17 protein-coding genes are annotated in these 18,374 nt (G+C 67.5%); 7 read left to right on the forward strand and 10 right to left on the reverse strand.

What is annotated here, in order from left to right; genetic code table 11:
* Nucleotides 1-60 precede the first annotated feature (60 nt).
* Nucleotides 61-732 (reverse strand): DsbA family oxidoreductase, encoded by a 672-nt coding sequence (locus QM470_RS12705; RefSeq protein ID WP_283339512.1) that lies wholly within the window; start codon nt 730-732, stop codon nt 61-63.
* 476 nt (nt 733-1,208) lie between these two features.
* Here QM470_RS12705 and QM470_RS12710 point away from each other — a divergent pair, with 476 nt between their 5' ends.
* The gene (locus QM470_RS12710) at nt 1,209-1,805 is read left to right on the forward strand and encodes an outer membrane lipoprotein (protein WP_283339513.1); all 597 of its coding nucleotides are present in this window, start codon (nt 1,209-1,211) and stop codon (nt 1,803-1,805) included.
* Nucleotides 1,806-1,971: 166 nt separating this feature from the next.
* On the opposite strand, the gene QM470_RS12715 is transcribed toward QM470_RS12710, so the two are convergent.
* Genes QM470_RS12715 through QM470_RS12725 form a run of 3 tightly spaced genes read right to left on the reverse strand, consistent with a single transcriptional unit; the run spans nt 1,972 to nt 4,453 of the window.
* The gene (locus QM470_RS12715; protein ID WP_283339514.1) at nt 1,972-3,411 is read right to left on the reverse strand and encodes a sensor histidine kinase; all 1,440 of its coding nucleotides are present in this window, start codon (nt 3,409-3,411) and stop codon (nt 1,972-1,974) included.
* On the reverse strand, nt 3,408-4,085 hold the full coding sequence (locus QM470_RS12720) for a response regulator transcription factor (RefSeq protein ID WP_283339515.1): 678 nt from the start codon (nt 4,083-4,085) through the stop codon (nt 3,408-3,410). Before QM470_RS12720 ends, QM470_RS12715 begins: the two co-directional genes overlap by 4 nt.
* A complete protein-coding gene (locus tag QM470_RS12725) occupies nt 4,085-4,453 on the reverse strand; it encodes a PepSY domain-containing protein (protein ID WP_283339516.1) in 369 nt (122 codons plus the stop codon). The genes QM470_RS12720 and QM470_RS12725 overlap by 1 nt, the downstream gene beginning before the upstream one ends.
* Before the next feature lie 153 nt (nt 4,454-4,606).
* On the opposite strand from QM470_RS12725, the gene QM470_RS12730 reads away from it, so the two are divergent.
* Together QM470_RS12730 and QM470_RS12735 are read left to right on the forward strand one after the other, a co-directional pair.
* The gene (locus QM470_RS12730) at nt 4,607-4,963 is read left to right on the forward strand and encodes a PepSY domain-containing protein (protein ID WP_283339517.1); all 357 of its coding nucleotides are present in this window, start codon (nt 4,607-4,609) and stop codon (nt 4,961-4,963) included.
* 73 nt (nt 4,964-5,036) lie between these two features.
* The gene (locus QM470_RS12735; protein ID WP_283339518.1) at nt 5,037-6,461 is read left to right on the forward strand and encodes a ferredoxin reductase family protein; all 1,425 of its coding nucleotides are present in this window, start codon (nt 5,037-5,039) and stop codon (nt 6,459-6,461) included.
* 109 nt (nt 6,462-6,570) lie between these two features.
* Here QM470_RS12735 and QM470_RS12740 read toward each other — a convergent pair whose 3' ends face one another.
* Nucleotides 6,571-7,095, reverse strand: coding sequence for an FKBP-type peptidyl-prolyl cis-trans isomerase (locus QM470_RS12740; RefSeq protein WP_280012761.1), 525 nt, complete (start codon nt 7,093-7,095; stop codon nt 6,571-6,573).
* Between the two features lie 303 nt (nt 7,096-7,398).
* Here QM470_RS12740 and QM470_RS12745 point away from each other — a divergent pair, with 303 nt between their 5' ends.
* The gene (locus QM470_RS12745) at nt 7,399-8,526 is read left to right on the forward strand and encodes a cupin domain-containing protein (protein WP_066539066.1); all 1,128 of its coding nucleotides are present in this window, start codon (nt 7,399-7,401) and stop codon (nt 8,524-8,526) included.
* A gap of 160 nt (nt 8,527-8,686) precedes the next feature.
* Here the strand turns inward: QM470_RS12745 and QM470_RS12750 are convergent, their stop codons facing one another.
* Nucleotides 8,687-9,286, reverse strand: a complete 600-nt coding sequence (locus QM470_RS12750; protein ID WP_283339519.1) for a DUF5610 domain-containing protein — start codon at nt 9,284-9,286, stop codon at nt 8,687-8,689.
* Between the two features lie 331 nt (nt 9,287-9,617).
* Between QM470_RS12750 and ccoG the strand changes: the two genes are divergently transcribed.
* Nucleotides 9,618-11,096, forward strand: a complete 1,479-nt coding sequence (gene ccoG, locus QM470_RS12755; protein ID WP_283339520.1) for a cytochrome c oxidase accessory protein CcoG — start codon at nt 9,618-9,620, stop codon at nt 11,094-11,096.
* A gap of 204 nt (nt 11,097-11,300) precedes the next feature.
* On the opposite strand, the gene QM470_RS12760 is transcribed toward ccoG, so the two are convergent.
* Both QM470_RS12760 and QM470_RS12765 read right to left on the reverse strand, forming a co-directional pair.
* On the reverse strand, nt 11,301-12,740 hold the full coding sequence (locus QM470_RS12760; RefSeq protein WP_283339577.1) for an aminotransferase-like domain-containing protein: 1,440 nt from the start codon (nt 12,738-12,740) through the stop codon (nt 11,301-11,303).
* 174 nt (nt 12,741-12,914) lie between these two features.
* On the reverse strand, nt 12,915-13,850 hold the full coding sequence (locus QM470_RS12765; RefSeq protein WP_283339521.1) for a DMT family transporter: 936 nt from the start codon (nt 13,848-13,850) through the stop codon (nt 12,915-12,917).
* 131 nt (nt 13,851-13,981) lie between these two features.
* Between QM470_RS12765 and gcvA the strand changes: the two genes are divergently transcribed.
* Nucleotides 13,982-14,869 (forward strand): transcriptional regulator GcvA, encoded by an 888-nt coding sequence (gene gcvA, locus QM470_RS12770; RefSeq protein ID WP_283339522.1) that lies wholly within the window; start codon nt 13,982-13,984, stop codon nt 14,867-14,869.
* A 112-nt stretch (nt 14,870-14,981) separates the two neighbouring features.
* On the opposite strand, the gene QM470_RS12775 is transcribed toward gcvA, so the two are convergent.
* Together QM470_RS12775 and QM470_RS12780 are read right to left on the reverse strand one after the other, a co-directional pair.
* Nucleotides 14,982-15,368: a VOC family protein gene (locus QM470_RS12775; RefSeq protein WP_280011806.1), complete on the reverse strand. Its 387-nt coding sequence runs from the start codon at nt 15,366-15,368 to the stop codon at nt 14,982-14,984.
* Between the two features lie 150 nt (nt 15,369-15,518).
* Entirely contained in the window at nt 15,519-16,442 is a 924-nt protein-coding gene (locus tag QM470_RS12780; RefSeq protein ID WP_283339523.1) for a LysR family transcriptional regulator, read from the reverse strand.
* Nucleotides 16,443-16,611: 169 nt separating this feature from the next.
* Here QM470_RS12780 and QM470_RS12785 point away from each other — a divergent pair, with 169 nt between their 5' ends.
* Nucleotides 16,612-18,312: an acyl-CoA dehydrogenase family protein gene (locus tag QM470_RS12785; protein ID WP_283339524.1), complete on the forward strand. Its 1,701-nt coding sequence runs from the start codon at nt 16,612-16,614 to the stop codon at nt 18,310-18,312.
* The last annotated feature ends 62 nt before the right edge of the window (nt 18,313-18,374 follow it).

The following is an 18,374-nucleotide window of genomic DNA, read 5'->3' on the forward strand; positions in this document are numbered from 1 at the left end:
CTGTACACAGCCCGGCACTGCCGGGCTTTGTTTTTTTTGGGGGGCTGCAGACCGCGCAGATCAGACCATGGACGGCGGGGCGCCGGCGGCTGCGATATAGCGCAGCGCACGGACAAAGGCCTCGGGTGCCTGGTTGCCGCGCAGCAGCTGGCGGTGGTTGAAGATGAAGGTGGGGACGGTCTGTATGCCCATTCCCCGGTAGAAGGACTGGGCTTCGCGCACGGCCTGGATGTCGTCACCCGCTGCCAGGTAGGCCAGTGCGGCCTCGCGGCTCAGGCCTGCGGCCATGGCGGCATCGGCCAGCACCTGGTGGTCGGCAATGTTCGCCCCCTGCCCGAAGTAGCCGTGTACCAGCTGCTGTGCCAGCACCAGCTGGTGGTCCTGGCCCTGGTTGTCGGCCCACTGCAGCAGCCGGTGGGCATCCAGCGTGTTGTAGAGCATGCGGGGTTCCTGTGGGCCCATGTCCAGCTGGATCGCCAGTCCGTGCAGGCGGATGTCGGCCCAGCAGGGCTGCAGGGCGGCGCGGGCAGGGCGCTGGTGCTGTTGCAAATAGTGGGCGCGGACTTCTCCGGCGGCTTTGACGCTGGGGTGCAGCTCCAGCGGTTGCAGGTGCAGCTTGGCCTGGATTTCGCCTTCCAGGCTGCGCAGCGCGTGCAGCAGATTGAACAGGGCAATGGCGCACCAGGGGCAGGTGGTGTCGCTGACCATATCAATGCGGACGGTGGCGGGCATGGCTGCTCCTGTGGGTGCACGCTGCGGATGTCTGGCTATCTGGTTGGTAAACCTCATAGCGAATTTGTAAGAGCGTTCTGGCCTTTCGCCCGTAGGCGTGCAACCCAAACACCTATGCGCAGGCAGCGCTATCCAGGCCAACGGCAGCAACGTGCGTGCCATGAAAATGCAGCGCTTTGACCAGCGTACGCCTTGGGACGAGTCAGTTACCAACCCCCAGCAAGTCATGCAAGCGGCAATGCGGCAGCGATGGCAAACAGCTCCGCACCGTGTGGCGACAGCTTAGGGCCGCAAGGGACCCGTTTGCAAGGCCGCAGCCAGTACGGGGCGGGTGGGAAGTTTGTGAGTAAGTGTGAAAGCAGTCGTCTCCCTGCGGCACTGGGGCGTTAAACCAGCCAGGCGCGCATGGCGCGCAACCGGTGCAAGGCCGTGCACATCGCCATGGCCCTGCCGCTTTGCAGACGAGGAGAGATTGCATGCACACCATTTCACGTTGGGGCCGTCTGGCCATGGCGGCCGCTGTGGCCGCCGCACTGACCGCCTGCGCGGCCTACCCCCAGGGCGGCTATAACCAAGGCGGTTACAACCAGGGCGGATATGCCAGCCAGGGCGGCTACAACCAGCCGGTCACCAGCTACCCGGTGCAAAGCGGCAACTATGGCAGCACCTACGGCAACACGTATGGCGGCGGCTACAACCAGCAAGGCCAGTACAACCAACAAGGCCAGTACGCCCAGCAGGGGCGGGTGCTGAATGTGGAAACCGTGCGCGTGCAGGACGGCAGCGGCATCGGTGCCGGCGGTGCCATCGTCGGCGGTGTGCTGGGCGGCGTTCTGGGCCACCAGGTGGGCGGCGGCCGGGGCAAGGACCTGGCCACCATCGCTGGCGTGGTGGGTGGCGCACTGGCAGGCCATGCCGTGCAGAACAATATGGGCGGCGGCAGTGTGCGCGACATCTACCGTGTCAGCGTGCAACTGCCCGACGGCAGCGTGCGGGCGTTCGACTACCAGAATGCACCGGACTTCCGTCCCGGCGACCATGTGCGTGTGGACGGCAACCAGATCTACCGCTGAACCACTGCGCTGCCGCTGCGGCATGCATCCAAAGGGCCTGCGGGCCCTTTTTCTATGGGCGCGGCGTGCGCCTGGAGGCAGAACATGCCGCAGGCTCCCGCGTCTCTGTGTATCGCGCAGGGCGATGGGCTGGAACCGAGAAACGCGGAATGGCCTGCCGGGTGGCTCAGGCCGCCGGCGCAGCCGGCAGGCACAGGCGCATCTGCAGCCCTCCCAGCGGCGAGGGGTGGGCCTCGATGCTGCCACCGTAGGTGTGGGCCAGCTCACGCACGATGTCCAGCCCCAGGCCGGTGCCGGGGCGTTGTTCATCCAGCCGTTCTCCGCGCCCGAAGATGCGGCTGCGCTGCACCGGATCCGGGATACCCGGACCATCATCGTCCACCAGCAGGCACAGCTGACCGCCCTGTTCGGCTGGCCCGGCCAGGGTCTGTACCGACAGCGTGACCCGACTGCCGGCCCATTTGCCGGCGTTGTCCAGCAGGTTGCCGAGCATTTCAAAAAAATCCTGCTCCTCCCCCCGAAAGGCCAGCGGCTCCAGCTGTGACGCATCGCCGGCCAGATGGAAGTGCACATTCCGGCCCGCATGTAGGCGCTGCATGGTGCGCAGCAGTGCCTGCACCGGCTCCCGCACCGGGGTGCGCAGGCCGGTGGCGCGGATGGCCGTGGCGGCGCGTGCGCGGGCCAGGTGGTAGTCGACCTGTCGGGTGGCCGAGCCGACCTGTTCCCGCACCAGCTGGCCCAGCGGGGTGGCATCGTGCGCGGCGGCGTTGCCCAGGATGTTCAGCGGGGTGTGCACGGCATGGGCCAGATTGCCGGCCTGCGTGCGGGCGCGCTGCACGATGTCGGCATTGGCGGCCAGCACGTGGTTGAATTCGGTGACCAGTGGTTGCAGCTCATGCGGCACCGGGCCTTGCAGCTGCGCCGTCTGGCCGGCCCGCACGGATGCCAGTTGCTGGCGCAGGCGTTGCAGCGGGCGCAGCGCCAGGTGCAGCTGCACGGCCACGGCCAGCAGCAGTCCCAGGGCCAGCAGACCCAGCGCGGCCAGCAGCATGGTGGTGAAGCGCTGCAGCGGCTCGGCCAGCAGCGCCTGGTCGGCGGCCACGGTCAGCCGCAGCAACGGGGCGTCGGCATCCGGCAGCTGCAGCGGGCGGCTGACGGCCAGCAGCGCATGGCCTTGTGCGTCCTGCAGATCCAGCACGGCATGGCCCAGGCGGCGGGTGCCGGGAAAGCCAGGGTCGGCCGGCAGCGGCAGGGCCTGGTCCCACAGCGAGCGTGAGCGTGCCACCGTGTGGAACTGGCCTTCGCCGGGCACCCAGGTGTCGACCTGCCAGTACAGCCCGGACAGCGGCGTGTCCAGGCGCACATCGCCCGTCATGGCGGTGACGCGCACCTCGCGCCCCTGCATGTTGATGGCGGCGCTGAGCTGGTTGAGCTGGCGCACCAGCTGGTCCTGCAACTGCTGGTGCACATGCTCCTGGAACAGGCCGCGCAGCCCCCAGCCAGCCACGGCCACGGCCAGCACCAGCCATACCAGCGTGCCCAGCAGCAGCCGCAGACGCAGCGATCCGTGCTGCAGCCAGCGCAGCGCGGCGTGGGCGGCATTCATGGCAGGCTTTCTGCCGGGGCGGGCACCAGGCGGTAGCCCAGGCCGCGCACGGTTTCAATGCTGCCTGCGGGCAGTTTCTTGCGCAGCCGGCCCACAAAGACTTCGATGGTGTTGGAGTCGCGCTCGCTGTCCTGCGGATACAGGTGTTCGGACAGCTCGGTGCGCGAGAGCACTTCGCCCACGCGCTGCATCAGCAACGCCAGGATCTTGAACTCGTGGCTGGTCAGCACCAGCGGCAGCCCATCCACGGCCACGGTGGCCTGGCGCGTGTCCAGCAGGATGCTGCCGCACTGCCATTGGGCGCTGCTGTGGGGCGAAAGCCGGCGCAGCAGGGCGCGCAGGCGGGCCAGCAGCTCTTCCATGTGGAAGGGCTTGGCCAGGTAATCGTCGGCCCCGGCGTCCATGCCCATCACCTTTTCATGCCAGGCACTGCGGGCGGTCAGGATCAGCACCGGCATGTTGCGCCCGCCGGCGCGCCAGTGGCGCAGCACGGTCAGGCCGTCCACCACGGGCAGGCCCAGGTCCAGGACCACCGCATCAAATGCCTCTTCCTGGCCCAGGTACTGGGCGGTGCTGCCGTCGGCCGCGGTTTCCACGGTGTGGCCGGCAGCGGCAATGGCGTCGCGCAACTGGATCTGCAAAGTGGGTTCGTCTTCCACCACCAGGATGCGCATCAGTCACGTCCTTTCTGGCGCACGCTCAGCACCTTGCCGTTCACCGCGTTGATCTTGACCTTGAGCACCCGGCCGTCGGCCTGGAGCACGCGCAGTTCGTAAATGAAGCGGCCATCGTCGTGCTCGAACTCCACCTTGATGACCTGGCCCTTGTATTCGCGTTCCACCTGGTCCAGCACGGTGCGCAGCGGCAGCACCTTGCCTTGCTGCAGCGCCTGGCGGGCCAGCTCGTGGTCGCTTTCATCCGATTGCGCGGAAGGTGCCTGCAAAGCGATGGCTCCCCAGAGCACCGCCGCACAGGCGGCCGCACCCAGCACGGGCAGTGCGCGCAAGCGGGGCAGGTGAAAGCGGGGACGGGGCAGGGGCATGGCAGGGGTTCCAGAGCGGCAAGGCCTTTCCTTATACCGAAATGCCAATGAACCGGAGATGAACAGCGCCTTCAGCTTCGGTTCACGGGCGCTGGAGAACACTGCAGCCATGCCAGCACGGTGCTGGCAGTTTCTTCATTCAGGAGTTTGCACATGATGGCTATCACCCGTTCTTCTCTGTCCGTGCTGCGCAAGGCGGCTGCACCTGTATCGGCCCTGGCGCTGGCTGCCGTGCTGGGTGGCACGGCCATGGCGCAAGGCACCCCAGCAGCCACAACGGCTGCGGCCCCCGGGCTGGCGGCCGGTGCCACATTCGCAGGCCATGGCCCGGTGCTGACCATCCGCCAGGTCTATGACCGCCTGGAAACCGCGGGCTACCGCGATCTGCGCGAAATCGAATGGGATGACTACCACTACGACGTCAAGGGCCGCAACGCGCAAGGCGCGCGCGTGAAGCTGGAAGTGGATGGGCAGACCGGCGCCGTGCTGCGCAGCCGCATCAAGCACTGAACGACGGAATGTGGGCGGGGGCTGTGGCTCCCGCCCGCCGAACCGAGGGTATAGGTCATAACAAGGAAGTGGTATGCGTGTACGCGGCATATGGGCCATCTGGGCGGCGGTGTTGACTGCCGCCTGGATGCTGGCCCTGTGGGCCGAGCAAGGCCAGGGGCTGGTGGCAGGGGCGAATGGCGAGAGTGTGCGGTGGGCCTGGCTGCTGCGGCGGGATCTGTTGCTGCTGACCGGGGTGTGGAGCCTGGGCATGCTCTCGCTGGCCATGTGGCTGGCATTGCGCCAGCCGTGGATGGAGCGCCCCCTGGGCGGCATGGACCAGGTGTACCGCCTGCACAAATGGCTGGGCACCACGGCCGCCGTGGCCGCGCTGCTGCACTGGGGTACCAAGGAGTCGAGCACCTGGATCAAGGCCGCCTGGGGCACGGCCGGGCGCCCTGCGCGCGACGCCATGCTGCCCTGGCTGGCCGATGGACGCAGCTGGGCCAAGGACCTGGGGCAATGGGCCTTGTACGCCTTGCTGCTGCTGGTGGCGCTCACGCTGTGGCGCCGCCTGCTGCCCTACAAGCCCTGGCGCTGGCTGCACCGCGTGATGCCGGTGTTGTATGTGGTGCTGGTCTTTCACAGCCTGGTGCTGCTGCCGCAGGCGTACTGGCAGCAGCCCGTGGGGTGGTTGATGGGGGCGTTGATGGTGCTGGGCAGTGTGGCGGCGCTGATGGCACTGGCCGGCCGGATCGGGCGTGCCCGCCGCTATGCGGCGCAGGTGCATGCCGTGCACCTGCTGGGGGCGCGGCCTGGACAGGATCCGCTGGAGGTGCTGTGTGCACTGCCTGCCCACTGGCCGGGGCACCGCGCCGGGCAGTTTGTCTTTGTGCGCTGGGATGCCTGGGAAGGGGCACACCCTTTCACCGTGGCCAGTGCGCCGGGGGCGTGTGGGCAGACGGCCGATGGACGGACGTTGTTGCGGCTGGTGATCAAGCCGCTGGGAGACTACACCGCCCAGCTGCACCGCAGGCTGCACGCTGGGCAGGCCATGCAGATCGAAGGACCGTATGGGCGGTTCGATGGCCGTGCACCGCAGGCCGATGGGCAGGCGGTCCCCGTGCAAGTCTGGGTGGCGGCCGGTGTGGGCATCACCCCGTTTCTGGCCTGGCTGGAGGCGCGGCAGCCGGGCTCCATGCCCCATACCGAGGCGCCGGACGACGGCCTGTCCACGGCCCATATGCATTACTGCACCCGCGACGCCGCCAGCGACGCGCTGCTGCCCCGTGTACAGGCCCTGTGCGCCGAGGCCTGTCCGCCGGTGGGCCTGACCGTGCACGACGCCGCCCAGGGCCAGTGGCTGCGCTCCCAGGATCTGGAGCGCCATGGCCCGGAACTGGACCTGTGGGTCTGCGGCCCCCAAGGTCTGGGCGATGCCTTGCAGCAAGGTGCCCAGGCGGTGCGTGCCCAAGGTGGACGCTGGCGGCTACACCGTGAGGCATTCGGGATGCGGTAGTCCCTGCGCAGGCGTGCGGCAGCAAGCGCCTGTTGTACCGCTCGCGCGACCCCACAAAAAAAGGCAGCCCGCAGGCTGCCTTTTTGCAGGGAGAGGGCGCAGGCCCGTGTCAGTGCAGCAGGTCGTTGCCCGGTGCCTGGGGCTGCACGCGGAAAAAGCCGGTGCCGGCGCTGCCGCGGCCGATTTCTTCTTCCGTGGCTTCGCGCACGGCTTCCACCTTCAGGTGGATACGCAGCGCAATACCGGCCAGCGGGTGGTTGCCGTCCAGCACCACATGCTCGGGGTAGATGTCGGTCACGGTGTAGAGCGCGTCCTTGGGGGCCGTGGGGTTGCAGCCTTCGGGCAGGGCGCTGCCTTCAAAGGTCATGCCTTCTTCCAGCTCGGCGGGGAACAGCTTGCGCGGCTCCAGGAAGATCAGTTTGTCGATGTAATCGCCAAACGCGTCTTCGGGCTCCAGGTGCAGGTCCAACGTGGCACCCACCTGGTGGCCTTGCAGGGCTTCTTCGATGCGCTTGAGCAGGTCGTCGCCGCCCAGCAGAAATTCCACCGGCTCGTCCAGCACATCCAGCTCATCGCCCAAGGTGTCTTTGAGCACCCAGGTCAGCGCGACCACGCATTGTTCGGTGATTTCCATATCGAAGCTTTCTTGGCAAGGGGCGCGGGCCGGGGCACAGGGCCGGTCCAGCGCGGGAAGGCAGAAATTGTACCGGCCAGCGGCTTTCCTGCAGGGGCGTGTGGCTGCCGCCGGGCATAGCCCCGTGCCGGGCCGGTGCGGCAGTGTCCTGCGCGCGGTTTTGCGCCGCAGCAAAGCCCTGCATCGGGGGCCATGGGACAATGCGCCCCACGGTGGACCGCCTGTGCATGCTGCGCGCGGCCCGCAAACACCTTCCCTTTTTCTACCGATGCGGCCCCTGGTGGCGCCGCTGTCTGCATCGCCATGGACATCCAATCCCCGCTCCAGCTGCTCGGCGGCATCTCGCCCGAGAAATTCATGCGCACCTACTGGCACAAGAAGCCGCTGCTGATTCGCCAGGCGATCCCCGGCTTCAAGCCGCTGCTCAACCGTGCGCAGCTGCTGGCGCTGGCCGGTGAAGAGGGCGTGGAAGCGCGCCTGATCGAGCAACTGGGCGAAGGCCAGTGGAAGCTGTCGCATGGCCCCTTCCCCCGCCGCAAGCTGCCGTCGCTGGCCAAGCCCGGCTGGACGGCGCTGGTGCAAGGCGTGGACCTGCACAACGAAGCGGCGCACCAGTTGCTGCAGCAGTTCCGCTTTGTGCCCGACGCGCGCATGGACGATCTGATGATCAGCTTTGCCACCGACCAGGGGGGCGTGGGCCCGCATTTCGACAACTACGACGTGTTCCTGCTGCAGGCCCACGGCAAGCGCCGCTGGCGCATCGGACGCCAGAAGGACTTCACGCTGCAAGAAGGCGTGCCGCTGAAGATCCTGACCAACTTCGAGCCCGAAGAGGAATGGGTGCTGGAGCCCGGCGACATGCTGTACCTGCCGCCCAAGTGGGCGCACGACGGCATTGCCGAAGGCGAGTGCATGACGTATTCGGTGGGCTTCCGTTCGCCCAAGCAGGACGAGATGGCGCGCGAACTTTTTCTGCGCATGTCCGATGCACCGGACGAAGCGCCCAAGGACGTGGTCTACAAGGACCCCAAGCAGCCCGCCGTGGCCAAGCCGGGCGAGATTCCTGCCGACCTGTACGACTTTGCCCGGGAAGCGCTGAAAAAAGCCCTGGCCGAGCCGCTGGCGCTGGAACGCGCCCTGGGCGAGTACATGAGCGACCCCAAGCCGGGCGTGTGGTTCGAGCCGGCCGAGGACTTCGGCATGATCGAAGGCGTGGAACTGAACCGCCGCACCCGTATGCTGTACGACGCCAAGCACATCTTCATCAACGGCGAAAGCTACCTGGCCGGCGGCAAGGATGCCAAGCTGATGCAGCAACTGGCCGATAACCGCCGCCTGTCGGTGCGCGAGGTGCAGCAGTTCAGCGACGATGCGCTGGAGCTGCTGTCCAGCTGGGTGGATGCCGGCTGGGCGCAGAGCGTTCCAGCGTGAACACGGCCCTGGCCATCCCCGCGGCCAGGCTCGCGTGGATGGGGGCAATGCCCCATCCTTCACAACGCGGCGGTGCCGCTGGTGATGCACAAAAAGGCTCCCTCGGGAGCCTTTTTGTATTCCGCCCGCACACCGCTGTGCAGGGCCGGTGCCAGGTGAATCAGGCCGTTGCCGTTTCCGTGCTGGCCGGTGTGGCGCTGCCGTCCTGCGGCGCCTTCAGCGCGGCCAGCTTTTGCTGCAGGAAGTCGTCAAAGCCCTGCTGCACCAGGCTGTAGGTGCGTTCGATGGCGCTGCGCACCGGGCTGTCGGCCTCTCCCCAGACGCCCAGACCTTGCAGAATGTCGGTGGCCTCGCCATAGCCCTGCTCAAAGCCGCTGCGGATGGTGGCCACAAAGTCCTGCAGCAGGGTTTCGGGGTCCTTGTCCGGATATTTGGCGGCATAGCGCTCGAACATCGCGGTCGAGAGCGACACGATGCGGCCGGCCACCGCCTCGCTGCTCTGGTCCTGCTGCTGGGCCTGGGCAATGGCGTCTGGTCCCAGCTCGGGCGCCAGCACCTCGTTGAGCTTGTCCACCGCAGCGCGGTACAGCAGCGTCAGGCTGTTGTTGCCGGCAGAGATGGAAACATCCATCGAGGCCTGCAGGATCTGCGCATTCTGCTGCGCACGCTGGCCTTCGCGGCTGGTGGCGGCCGCGCGCTGGGCGTCTTCCAGTGCCGTGCTCGGGGTCTGGGTGGCGGAAACGCCGGTGGTGGCAACCATGGTCTTCTCCTCGTGGTCGCTTGCGGGTGTGCTGCGACGTTGCGTCTATTTCGGCTGGTTTTTGGAGGACTTGAGCGATGTTTTGTGGTTTTGAAAAAACATAGCAATCCATGTACATACGGCAGGCATTGCGGCGGCCAATGCATGCCAAACCTATGCTGCATGCGCGCAGGCTGCTCAGTTTTTGATGAACTGATCTGGTGACGCAGATCAAATGCGCATCTGATACGGTCTTTTTGCCCGGAAACTGATGCTGTGCAAGCAGGGAGCGCAGTCGCATAGTCGGCGCCAACACATGGCAGATGCACTGCCGCGCCGCCCCCACGCACACATGAACCCGCTTCACGAATCCTCCCCCACCGTGCCCGCAGCCGCCGGCACGGCCACTGCGCGCAAGACCATTCCCATCCATGCCGAGCCGCCCGAGGCCGGCCGTTCCTTCTATGAAAAGCGCCAGAAGATCCATCCGCGCTCCATCGCCGGGCGCTTTGCCGCCTGGCGCTGGGCCCTGGTGTGGCTCACGCAGCTGTTCTTCTACGGTGTGCCCTGGCTGCAGATCCATGGCCGCCAGGCACTGCTGTTCGATCTGGAGCAGCGGCGCTTTTACATCTTTGGCTGGCTGCTGGTGCCGCAGGACTTCATCTACCTGGCGGTGCTGCTGATCATCAGCGCGCTGGCGCTGTTCCTGTTCACCGCCGTGGCCGGGCGGTTGTGGTGCGGCTTCAGCTGCCCGCAGACGGTGTATACCGAGCTGTTCATGTGGATCGAGCGGCGCACCGAAGGCGACCGCAGCGCCCGCCTGCGCCTGGACGGCAGCGGCTGGACGGCCGAAAAAATCGCCAAGCGCGGCGCCAAGCACGGGTTGTGGCTGCTGGTGGCGTTGTGGACGGGGGTGACCTTCGTCGGCTACTTCGTCCCCATCCGTTCCCTGGTGGTGGACCTGGCCAGCTTCACCGGTCCCTGGCAGATGTTCTGGACCCTGTTCTACGCCACCGCCACCTATACCAATGCCGGTTTTCTGCGCGAACAGGTCTGCAAATACATGTGCCCCTATGCGCGCTTCCAAAGCGCCATGATGGACCGTGACACCCTGGTGGTCAGCTACGACAGCGGCCGGGGCGAAGGTGAAAAAGGCCGCAGCCCGCGCGCCAAGGGGGCGGACCACCGTGCCCAGGGCCTGGGCGACTGCATTGACTGTGCTCTGTGCGTGCAGGTGTGCCCGGCGGGCATCGACATCCGCGACGGCCTGCAGTACGAGTGCATTGGCTGTGGCCTGTGCATCGACGCCTGCAACGGCGTGATGGACAAGATGCACTACACCCGTGGCCTGATCCGCTTGAGCACGCAAAACGCCCTGGCCGGGGGCTGGAGCCGGGCCCAGACCTGGCGCCGCATCGCTCGTCCGCGTGTGCTGTTGTACGCCGTGGGGCTGGTGGGCATCACCGTGGCCATGGTGGTGAGTCTTTCGCTGCGCACACCGCTGCAGGTGGACGTGGTGCGCGACCGGGGCACGCTCTCGCGCATCGTGTCTGGTGGCCAGATCGAGAACATCTACCGCGTGCAGATTGCCAATGCCACCGAGCAGCCGCAGCGCCTGCGCCTGAGCGCCAGCGGACTGGGTGGCGTGCATGTGGCATCCGATACCGAGGTGTGGCTGGAGGGCGCACAGGACCGCTGGGTGGTGGTGCGCCTGCAGGCTCCCTATGGTGCGGCGGAAGCCGGATCGCACCCGGTGACCATCCATGTGCAGGCCGAGGGCGATGCGGCGCTGCAAGTGGCCGCCAAGACCACCTTCCTGGTGCCCCGCTAAAGGTGAATTGATTGGATTGACAGTTGTTTGACCGCTCTGCGGTTGTTGCTGGCGGCGCGGGTGTGCCGCCATTTCAGGCGGTCTGCCCCAAGCAGACCGCCTTTTTTCTAGCTGGGCTCCCTGTTTCAGGGAGCGCCGCAGGTGCAGGTGCAGGTGCAGGTGCAGGTGCTTGTGGCTGTGCCGGTGTGCCTGTGCCGTGGTGGCTCAGGGTGCGTCCGGGCTGCCGGCCACCATGTCACAGCACCAGCGGCCCAGCTGGGCCAGGGCCGCCTCGGTGGCCGCATCCCAGGCAATGCCGTAGTTCAGCCGCAGGCAGTGGGCAAACGCCGGGCTGGGGCTGAACAGCGGGCCGGGTGCCAGGCTGATGCCCTGCTGCAGCGCGCGCTGGTACAGGGCCCAGGCGTCGCATCCTGTGGGCAGTTCCAGCCACAGAAAGTAGCCGCCTTCGGGCCGCGTGGCGCGTGTGCCCGGGGGAAAGTGGCGGGCAATGGCCTCGGCCATGCGGTCGCGCTGCACCGCCAGCGCGTGGCGTAGGTGGCGCAGGTGCTTGTCGTAGCCTACCCCCTCCAGGTACTGGGCCAGGGCCGCCTGGGCCGGGCCATTGGTGGCGATGGAGGTGGTCAGCTTTTGCCTTGCCACGGCCTGGGTAAAGCGCCCGGCCGCCGTCCAGCCGATGCGCCAGCCCGGCGCCAGGCATTTGGAAAACGAGCTGCAGTGCAGCACCCAGCCTTCGCGGTCGAACGCCTTGGCGGGCAGCGGGCGGTGCGGGGCAAAGTAAAGCTCGCCGTAGACATCGTCCTCGATCAGCGGCACCTGCAGGCGGGTGACCAGTTCCACCAGTGCCTGTTTGCGTGCCGGTGGCATCAGGCTGCCCAGCGGGTTCTGGAAACTGGTCATCAACCACACGGCCTGGGGCCGGTGCTGGAGCAGGGCGGCTTCCAGCGCCTGCAGATCCACGCCGTCGCGCGGGTGGGTGGGCACCTCGATGGCCTGCAGACCCAGGCGTTCCAGCGCCTGCAGCGCACCGTAGAAGCAGGGCGACTCCACCACCACGGCGCCGCCAGGCCGGGTGACGGCCGCCAGGCACAGGTTCAGCGCCTCCAGTGCGCCATTGGTGATGACCAGATCGTCCATGGTCAGCGGCATGCCGTCGGCCAGGTAGCGGCGCGCAATCTGGCGGCGCAGGCCGCTGTGGCCGGGGGTCAGGTCATCCAGTGCCGTGCGCTGGGCGGTGGCCTGTCTGGCGCTGGCGGCCAGGGCCTGGGCCAGCTTGGGCAGGGCAAACCACTGTGGGCCCGGAAAGGCGCTGCCCAGCGGCACCGTGCCCTGCTGCAGGCTGGCCTGCAGCACGGAAAACACGCGTTCGGTGACGTCCACCTGGACCGAGGCACTGTCGGGGCGGGACAGCGCTTCGGGCTCCGGCGGGGCCATGCCGCCGCCATGGGCCACAAAGTAGCCCGAGCGTTCGCGTGCCCGGATCAGGCCGCGCGCTTCCAGCAGGTAGTACGCCTGGAAGACGGTGGATGGGCTGACCTGGCGGCTGGCACAGGCCTGGCGCACCGAAGGCAGGCGGTCGCCCGGCTGCAGCACCCCGGCGCGGATCGACGCCTCGATGTCCGCCGCCAGCAACTGGTAGCGGTTCAGGGACGCAGCGGGGGCAGAGGTGACAGGGGGCACGGAAAAAGCTGGGGATGAAGCGAGGGCAGGGCTGGGGCGAGGGCGCGGCGCGACAGACGCAGTGCAGACCGCCGCCGCAGCAGCACAGCAGCCCACAGCGCAAACTGTAGCGGAAGGTCGCGCCTGGGCCGTTGCGCCCGCTCAGGGTTTGGCTGCTTGGGCGGCAGCAACGGCCGGGCCCGCAGGGGTGGGCTTGGGGGCCGGGCGCAGCACCAGCCACAGTGCCAGCGCAATCAGCGCACCGCCGGCGGCGTGGGCCCAGCCCACGGATTCGCCCAGCAGCAGCCAGCCCCACAGCACGCCGAACAGCGGGATCAAGAACGTCACCGTCAGCGCCTTGAGCGCACCTACATCGGCAATCAGGCGGAAATACAGCACATAGGCCCAGGCTGTGCACAGCAAGCCCAGGGCCAGCAGGGCAACGGCCACAGTAGGCGTCACGCTGGCCAGCGGCAGCGGGTGCAACCACAGCGAACCGGCAGCCAGCGGCACCAGCAGCAGTACGGCGGCGCACTGGCTGCCCAGGGCCACCAGGCGGCTGTCCAGTCCGCCGCGCTGGCCGATCCAGCGCTGGGTCAGGTAGCCGGCCAGGCCATAGCACAGCGTGGCCACCAGGCAGGCGGCCACACCCCACAGTGCTGCGGCATCCACCGGCAGCGGGCCGGTGCGCACCAGCACCGCCACACCGGCCAGCCCCACGCAGACGCCGGCCAGCTTGTGGACGGTGATGCGCTCGCCAAAGAACAAGGTACCCAGCAGCACACCCATCAGCGGCGTCAGCGCGTTCAGGATGGCGCTGTAGCCAGCCGGCAGCACCTGGGCGGCCAGCGCGTACATCGCAAACGGAATGCCGGAATTGACCACGCCCAGCGCCAGTGCGGCGCGGCCTTTGCCGTCAAAACGCAGCGGTACGCGCTTCAGCAGCACCAGCAGACCCAGCCCCAAAGCACCCAGCAGCACACGGCCACCGGCCGTGGGCAGAGCGCCCAGCACCGGCACCGCAATGCGCATGGACAGGTAGCTGCCGCCCCACAGGGCGGCGAGCAGCAGCAGGCGGATCAGGCTGGGCAGGGGCATGGCTGGTGTTCCATGGAAAAATTCAGTACAACTAAAGACAAAGCGTCAGTGCGGCCTGCATTCTGTGCCCATGGTGTGGGCTGTACCAGCGATTTTTTCTGCTGAATTGTTTAGCCAAACTAAATATCACCATGCACCTGCCACCGCTGTCCACCGTCCGCAGCTTTGAAGCCACGGCCCGCCACGGCAGCGCCGCGCGGGCGGCCGAAGAACTGCATGTCACGCCCGGCGCCATCTCGCAGCAGCTGCGCAAGCTGGAAGATTTTGTGGGCCAGCGCCTGTTCGAACGCCAGGCACGCGGTCTGGTGCTGACGGACGCCGGGCGCGTGCTGCTGGCCGGCTGCCAGGAAGCCTTGGCGGCACTGCAGCGCGCCACGGCCCAGCTGCGCCACCAGCGCCAGGTGTTGCTGGTCAGTTGCACGCCGGTGTTTGCCGCGCAATGGCTGGTGCCCCGGTTGCAGGATTTTCTGCAGTCTGCTCCGGAGGTGGATGTGCATGTCAGCACCACCGCCCGGCTGGTGGACCTGGCGGCCGAGGGCGTGCACTTTGCCGTGCGCCATGGCCTGGGCCGCTACGCCGGCTTGCAGGCCCGGCGGCTTCTGGATGACGACCTGCAGCCGGTCTGCAGCCCGCTGTGGGTGGCGCACCGGCCCACGGCGCAGGCGGCCGACATCACCGCAGCCGGGCTGCTGCACGATGGCCAGCGCGACGACTGGCAGCTGTGGGCACGGGCGGCCGGGCGCCCCCAGCTGGACACCTCGCAAGGGATTGTGTTTGTGGATTCCAATGCCGCCATCGAAGCCGCGCTGGCCGGGCGCGGCGTGGCCCTGGCGCGCCGCTCCATGGTGGTGACCGAACTGGAGCAGGGGCGTCTGTTGGCCCTGCAGGTGCCGCCGCTGGTGACGCCCCTGGCCTATTACCTGGTGTTTCGCGAGCCCACGCTGGCCCAGCCGGCGGCACGCCGTTTTCACGACTGGCTGCTGGCCCAGGCGGCATTGGCACGCACGGTGGATAGTTGAAGACCGCCACCGTGGCGCAGCCGGTTCCGCTGCCGTCGGTCTGCGGCGCATGGCGTTCACACCGCTGCAAAGATGAGGGCAGGGCGTGCACCCGCGTGCCTGCCCTGCGGGGTCATTGCATGGAATGCAGGCCGATCAGATTGCCCTCGCTGTCCTGCACCATGGCAATAAAGCCATAGGGGGCGATGGAGAACTTCTCCTTGATGATCTGCCCGCCATGGGCGTCGGCGCGGCGCACCTGCTCGGCGCAGTCATCGCAGACAAAGTAGACCAGGGTGCCGCCGGGGCCGGACAGGTAGTCGGGCATCTTCACCAGCGCACCGCTGGCGCCCATGCCTTCTTTTTCCATGGGGAAGGCCCACATCTCCAGATCCGAATCCGCGCCGCCCGGGGGCGTCAACTGCTCCAGCGGCCGGCCCAGCAGCTGCTCGTAAAAGCGCCGCGCGCGCGGCATGTCCTGCACATAGATCTCAAACCAACCCACGGCGTTGTGTTGCATGGTCGTACCTCCTGTTGCGGTGGCGGGAATGGATGCCAGGCCCAGGCAGGGCATGGCATGGCATCCGCTGCCAACCATTGTGCAAAGCTGCGCGCGGCGGTGCACGCTGCGGCTGCACTGCGCCAAGGGGTATCGCGCCAACGGGGGCTATCAGTCGCTGGCGGGGGCTGGTGCGCCATCGGCGGCCGCCACGGCGGCAATGCGTTCTTGCAGCAGTTGCAGCAGAGTGTCGATCAGCGGGTGGGCGGGCACGGGGCGCCATATGGCCTGCAGCTCGGAGTGGGCTGCACTCTGGCGCAGCGGGCGAAAGGCCAGCCCCGGCATGCCCACGCGCTGCAGGCAGGCGGGCACGATCGACACCCCTTGGCCGCCGCTGACCAGCGAAAGCACCGACAGCCAGTGGCGCACCTCGTGGCGCAGCTCCGGGTCAAAGCCGGCGCGCTGGCACAGGGTGCGGATGCTGCGGAAATACTCGGGAGAGACCGACTCGGCAAACAGCACCATGCGCTCCTGGGACAGCTCGGACACGGCTATGCGTGCCTGCTGCGCCAGGGCGTGGTGGGTGGGCAGGCAGGCCATGAAGGGCTCGCGCAGCAGCGTGCGGGCGCGCAGGCCGTCGGGTACCACCATGGTGTGCAGCAGGGCCAGGTCCAGCTTGCCTTGCTGCAGGGCGCTGACCTGCTCGGCACTGTTGAGCTCATGCAGGTCCACCCGCACCTGGGGGTGCAGCAACTGCAACTGGGCCAGCGCCTCGGGCAGGCCACGGTACATGCTGGAGCCCACAAACCCCAGCCGCAGGCAGCCGGCCATGCCATGGGCCACGGCGCGCGTGTCTAGGGCCGCACGCCGTGCGCGTTCCAGAATGTCGCGGGCCTGGGCCAGCAGGTGGGTGCCGGCCGGGGTCAGGCGCACCTCCTTGCTGCTGCGCTCGAACAGCTGGGCGTCCAGCTGGGCCTCCAGCTGCTTGATGGCCACGCTCAGCGGCGGCTGCGAGATGTGCAGCCGCTGCGCGGCGCGGCTGAAGTGCAGCTCTTCGGCCAGTACGGTGAAGTACTGCAGTTGGCGCAGTTCCATGGGGAGCCTTTGGAGGAGGAGATGCTGCGATGCAGCAACGTACAGGGTGGTCTATCTATTTGATTTAGATATGGATGAATATTTCAATAATATTCGACATGAATGGTGCATGTTCCCAGAATTTGACCCAAGTCAGATCCACCTCGCCCGCCTTGTTGAAGGAGAGAGCATGAACATGCGTGCCCCATTGGAAGTCTCCCGTCCCACCGATTCCGCCCATCCCGTACCCGACCGTGCGGGCAGCAACCTCTACACCACCGACACGCAATGGGCCCCGTTGCTGCAGCAGTACCTGCCGGCCGATGTGTACGCCCACCTGCAGCCCTATCTGACCCGCATGGGCCATTTGGCTGGCGGCCGTCTGGACGAGCTGGCGCTGACTGCCGACAAGAACCCGCCCACGCTGGAACACCGCACCCGCACCGGTCAGGATGCGCAGCGCATCGTCAAGCACCCGGCCTATGTGGAGATGGAGCGCGTGGCCTATGGCGAATTCGCGCTGGCCACCATGTCGCACCGCACCGGTGTGCTGGGCTGGGAAGGCAAGCTGCCCCCGCTGGCCAAGTACGCGCTGACCTATCTGTTTGTGCAGGCCGAGTTTGGCCTGTGCTGCCCGCTGTCCATGACCGATTCGCTGGCGCGCACGCTGCGCAAGTTCGGTGCGCCGGAGCTGGTCGAGAAATACTGGAGCCAGCTCACCGCCACCGACTTTGATGACATGGCCCAGGGCGCCATGTTCATGACAGAGCAGGCTGCCGGCTCCGACATCGCCAACACCCAGACCGTGGCCTATCCGCAGGCCGATGGCAGCTGGCGCCTGGTGGGCGACAAGTGGTTCTGCTCCAACCCCGATGCGGCGTTTGCCATGGTGCTGGCACGGGTCGATGGCGCGCCGGCCGGCATGAAGGGCATCTCGCTGTTCCTGCTGCCGCGCCAGCTGGACGATGGCAGCACCAACCACTACCGCATCATCCGCCTGAAGGAAAAGCTGGGCACGCGCTCCATGGCCAGCGGCGAGATCCACATGGAAGGTGCCGTGGCCTATCTGGTGGGCGAGCAAGGCCGGGGCTTTGTGCAGATGGCCGATATGGTCAACAACTCGCGCCTGTCCAACGGGGTGCGCGCAGCCGGCATGATGCGCCGCGCCGTGGCCGAGGCAGAGTTCATTGCCAGCGAGCGCCACGCCTTTGGCAAGGCCTTGCAGGACATGCCGCTGATGCAGCGCCAGCTCGACAAGCTGCGCATCTATTCCGAACAGGCCCGCACCATGGTGCTGCAAACCGCCCAGGCGCTACAGCGCTCGGACGCCGGGGAAGAAGGTGGCTACGCGCTGCTGCGCATCCTGACGCCGCTGATCAAGTTCCGCGCCTGCCGCGATGCCCGCAAGGTCACCGGGGACGCCATGGAAGTGCGCGGCGGCTGCGGCTACATCGAAGAGTGGAGCGACCCGCGCCTGGTTCGCGACGCCCACCTGGGCAGCATCTGGGAAGGCACCAGCAACATCGTCGCGCTGGATGTGCTGCGCGCCATCCGCCGCGAAGGCTCGCTCCCGGTGCTGCAGGCCCATGCGGCACAGCTGCTGGCGCAGACCCAGGCTGCCCCGGCCTTTCTCACGGCATTGCGCAGTGCGCTGGAGCGGGCTGCGGCCTTTGCTCAATCGGCCGTGGATGCCGATGCCGCCGGTGAGCGCCTGGCGCGCCAGGCCGCCTCGGGCCTGTACCACTGCTTCACGGCCATCGCCATGGCCTGGGAAGCCTCGCGCACGCACAGCAGCGAGCGCATGCGCTGGGCCCAGCTGGTGCTGCTGCACCGTGCGCTGCCGCGCGATCCACTGCAAGACGGCGGCATCCCCGCCGACTGGGTGCAGTAAGCCGCACCGGCTGCCGGGCAGCGGCCATGCCGGCTGCTCCGGACATTTTCCCCGCAAGCCCC

The organism is Comamonas sp. 17RB (genome assembly GCF_030056555.1).
Classification (GTDB): domain Bacteria; phylum Pseudomonadota; class Gammaproteobacteria; order Burkholderiales; family Burkholderiaceae_C; genus Comamonas; species Comamonas terrigena.

Bases quoted from the DNA above. Each gene is read 5' to 3' on its own strand.
- QM470_RS12780 (WP_283339523.1), bottom strand. From the start codon at position 16,442: ATGGAACTGCGCCAACTGCAGTACTTCACCGTACTGGCCGAAGAGCTG.
- QM470_RS12720 (WP_283339515.1), bottom strand. From the start codon at position 4,085: ATGCGCATCCTGGTGGTGGAAGACGAACCCACTTTGCAGATCCAGTTG.
- QM470_RS12715 (WP_283339514.1), bottom strand. From the start codon at position 3,411: ATGAATGCCGCCCACGCCGCGCTGCGCTGGCTGCAGCACGGATCGCTG.
- gcvA (WP_283339522.1), top strand. From the start codon at position 13,982: ATGCACCTGCCACCGCTGTCCACCGTCCGCAGCTTTGAAGCCACGGCC.
- QM470_RS12745 (WP_066539066.1), top strand. From the start codon at position 7,399: ATGGACATCCAATCCCCGCTCCAGCTGCTCGGCGGCATCTCGCCCGAG.
- QM470_RS12710 (WP_283339513.1), top strand. From the start codon at position 1,209: ATGCACACCATTTCACGTTGGGGCCGTCTGGCCATGGCGGCCGCTGTG.
- QM470_RS12750 (WP_283339519.1), bottom strand. From the start codon at position 9,286: ATGGTTGCCACCACCGGCGTTTCCGCCACCCAGACCCCGAGCACGGCA.
- QM470_RS12725 (WP_283339516.1), bottom strand. From the start codon at position 4,453: ATGCCCCTGCCCCGTCCCCGCTTTCACCTGCCCCGCTTGCGCGCACTG.
- QM470_RS12765 (WP_283339521.1), bottom strand. From the start codon at position 13,850: ATGCCCCTGCCCAGCCTGATCCGCCTGCTGCTGCTCGCCGCCCTGTGG.
- QM470_RS12705 (WP_283339512.1), bottom strand. From the start codon at position 732: ATGCCCGCCACCGTCCGCATTGATATGGTCAGCGACACCACCTGCCCC.
- QM470_RS12740 (WP_280012761.1), bottom strand. From the start codon at position 7,095: ATGGAAATCACCGAACAATGCGTGGTCGCGCTGACCTGGGTGCTCAAA.
- ccoG (WP_283339520.1), top strand. From the start codon at position 9,618: ATGAACCCGCTTCACGAATCCTCCCCCACCGTGCCCGCAGCCGCCGGC.
- QM470_RS12785 (WP_283339524.1), top strand. From the start codon at position 16,612: ATGAACATGCGTGCCCCATTGGAAGTCTCCCGTCCCACCGATTCCGCC.
- QM470_RS12735 (WP_283339518.1), top strand. From the start codon at position 5,037: ATGCGTGTACGCGGCATATGGGCCATCTGGGCGGCGGTGTTGACTGCC.
- QM470_RS12775 (WP_280011806.1), bottom strand. From the start codon at position 15,368: ATGCAACACAACGCCGTGGGTTGGTTTGAGATCTATGTGCAGGACATG.
- QM470_RS12730 (WP_283339517.1), top strand. From the start codon at position 4,607: ATGATGGCTATCACCCGTTCTTCTCTGTCCGTGCTGCGCAAGGCGGCT.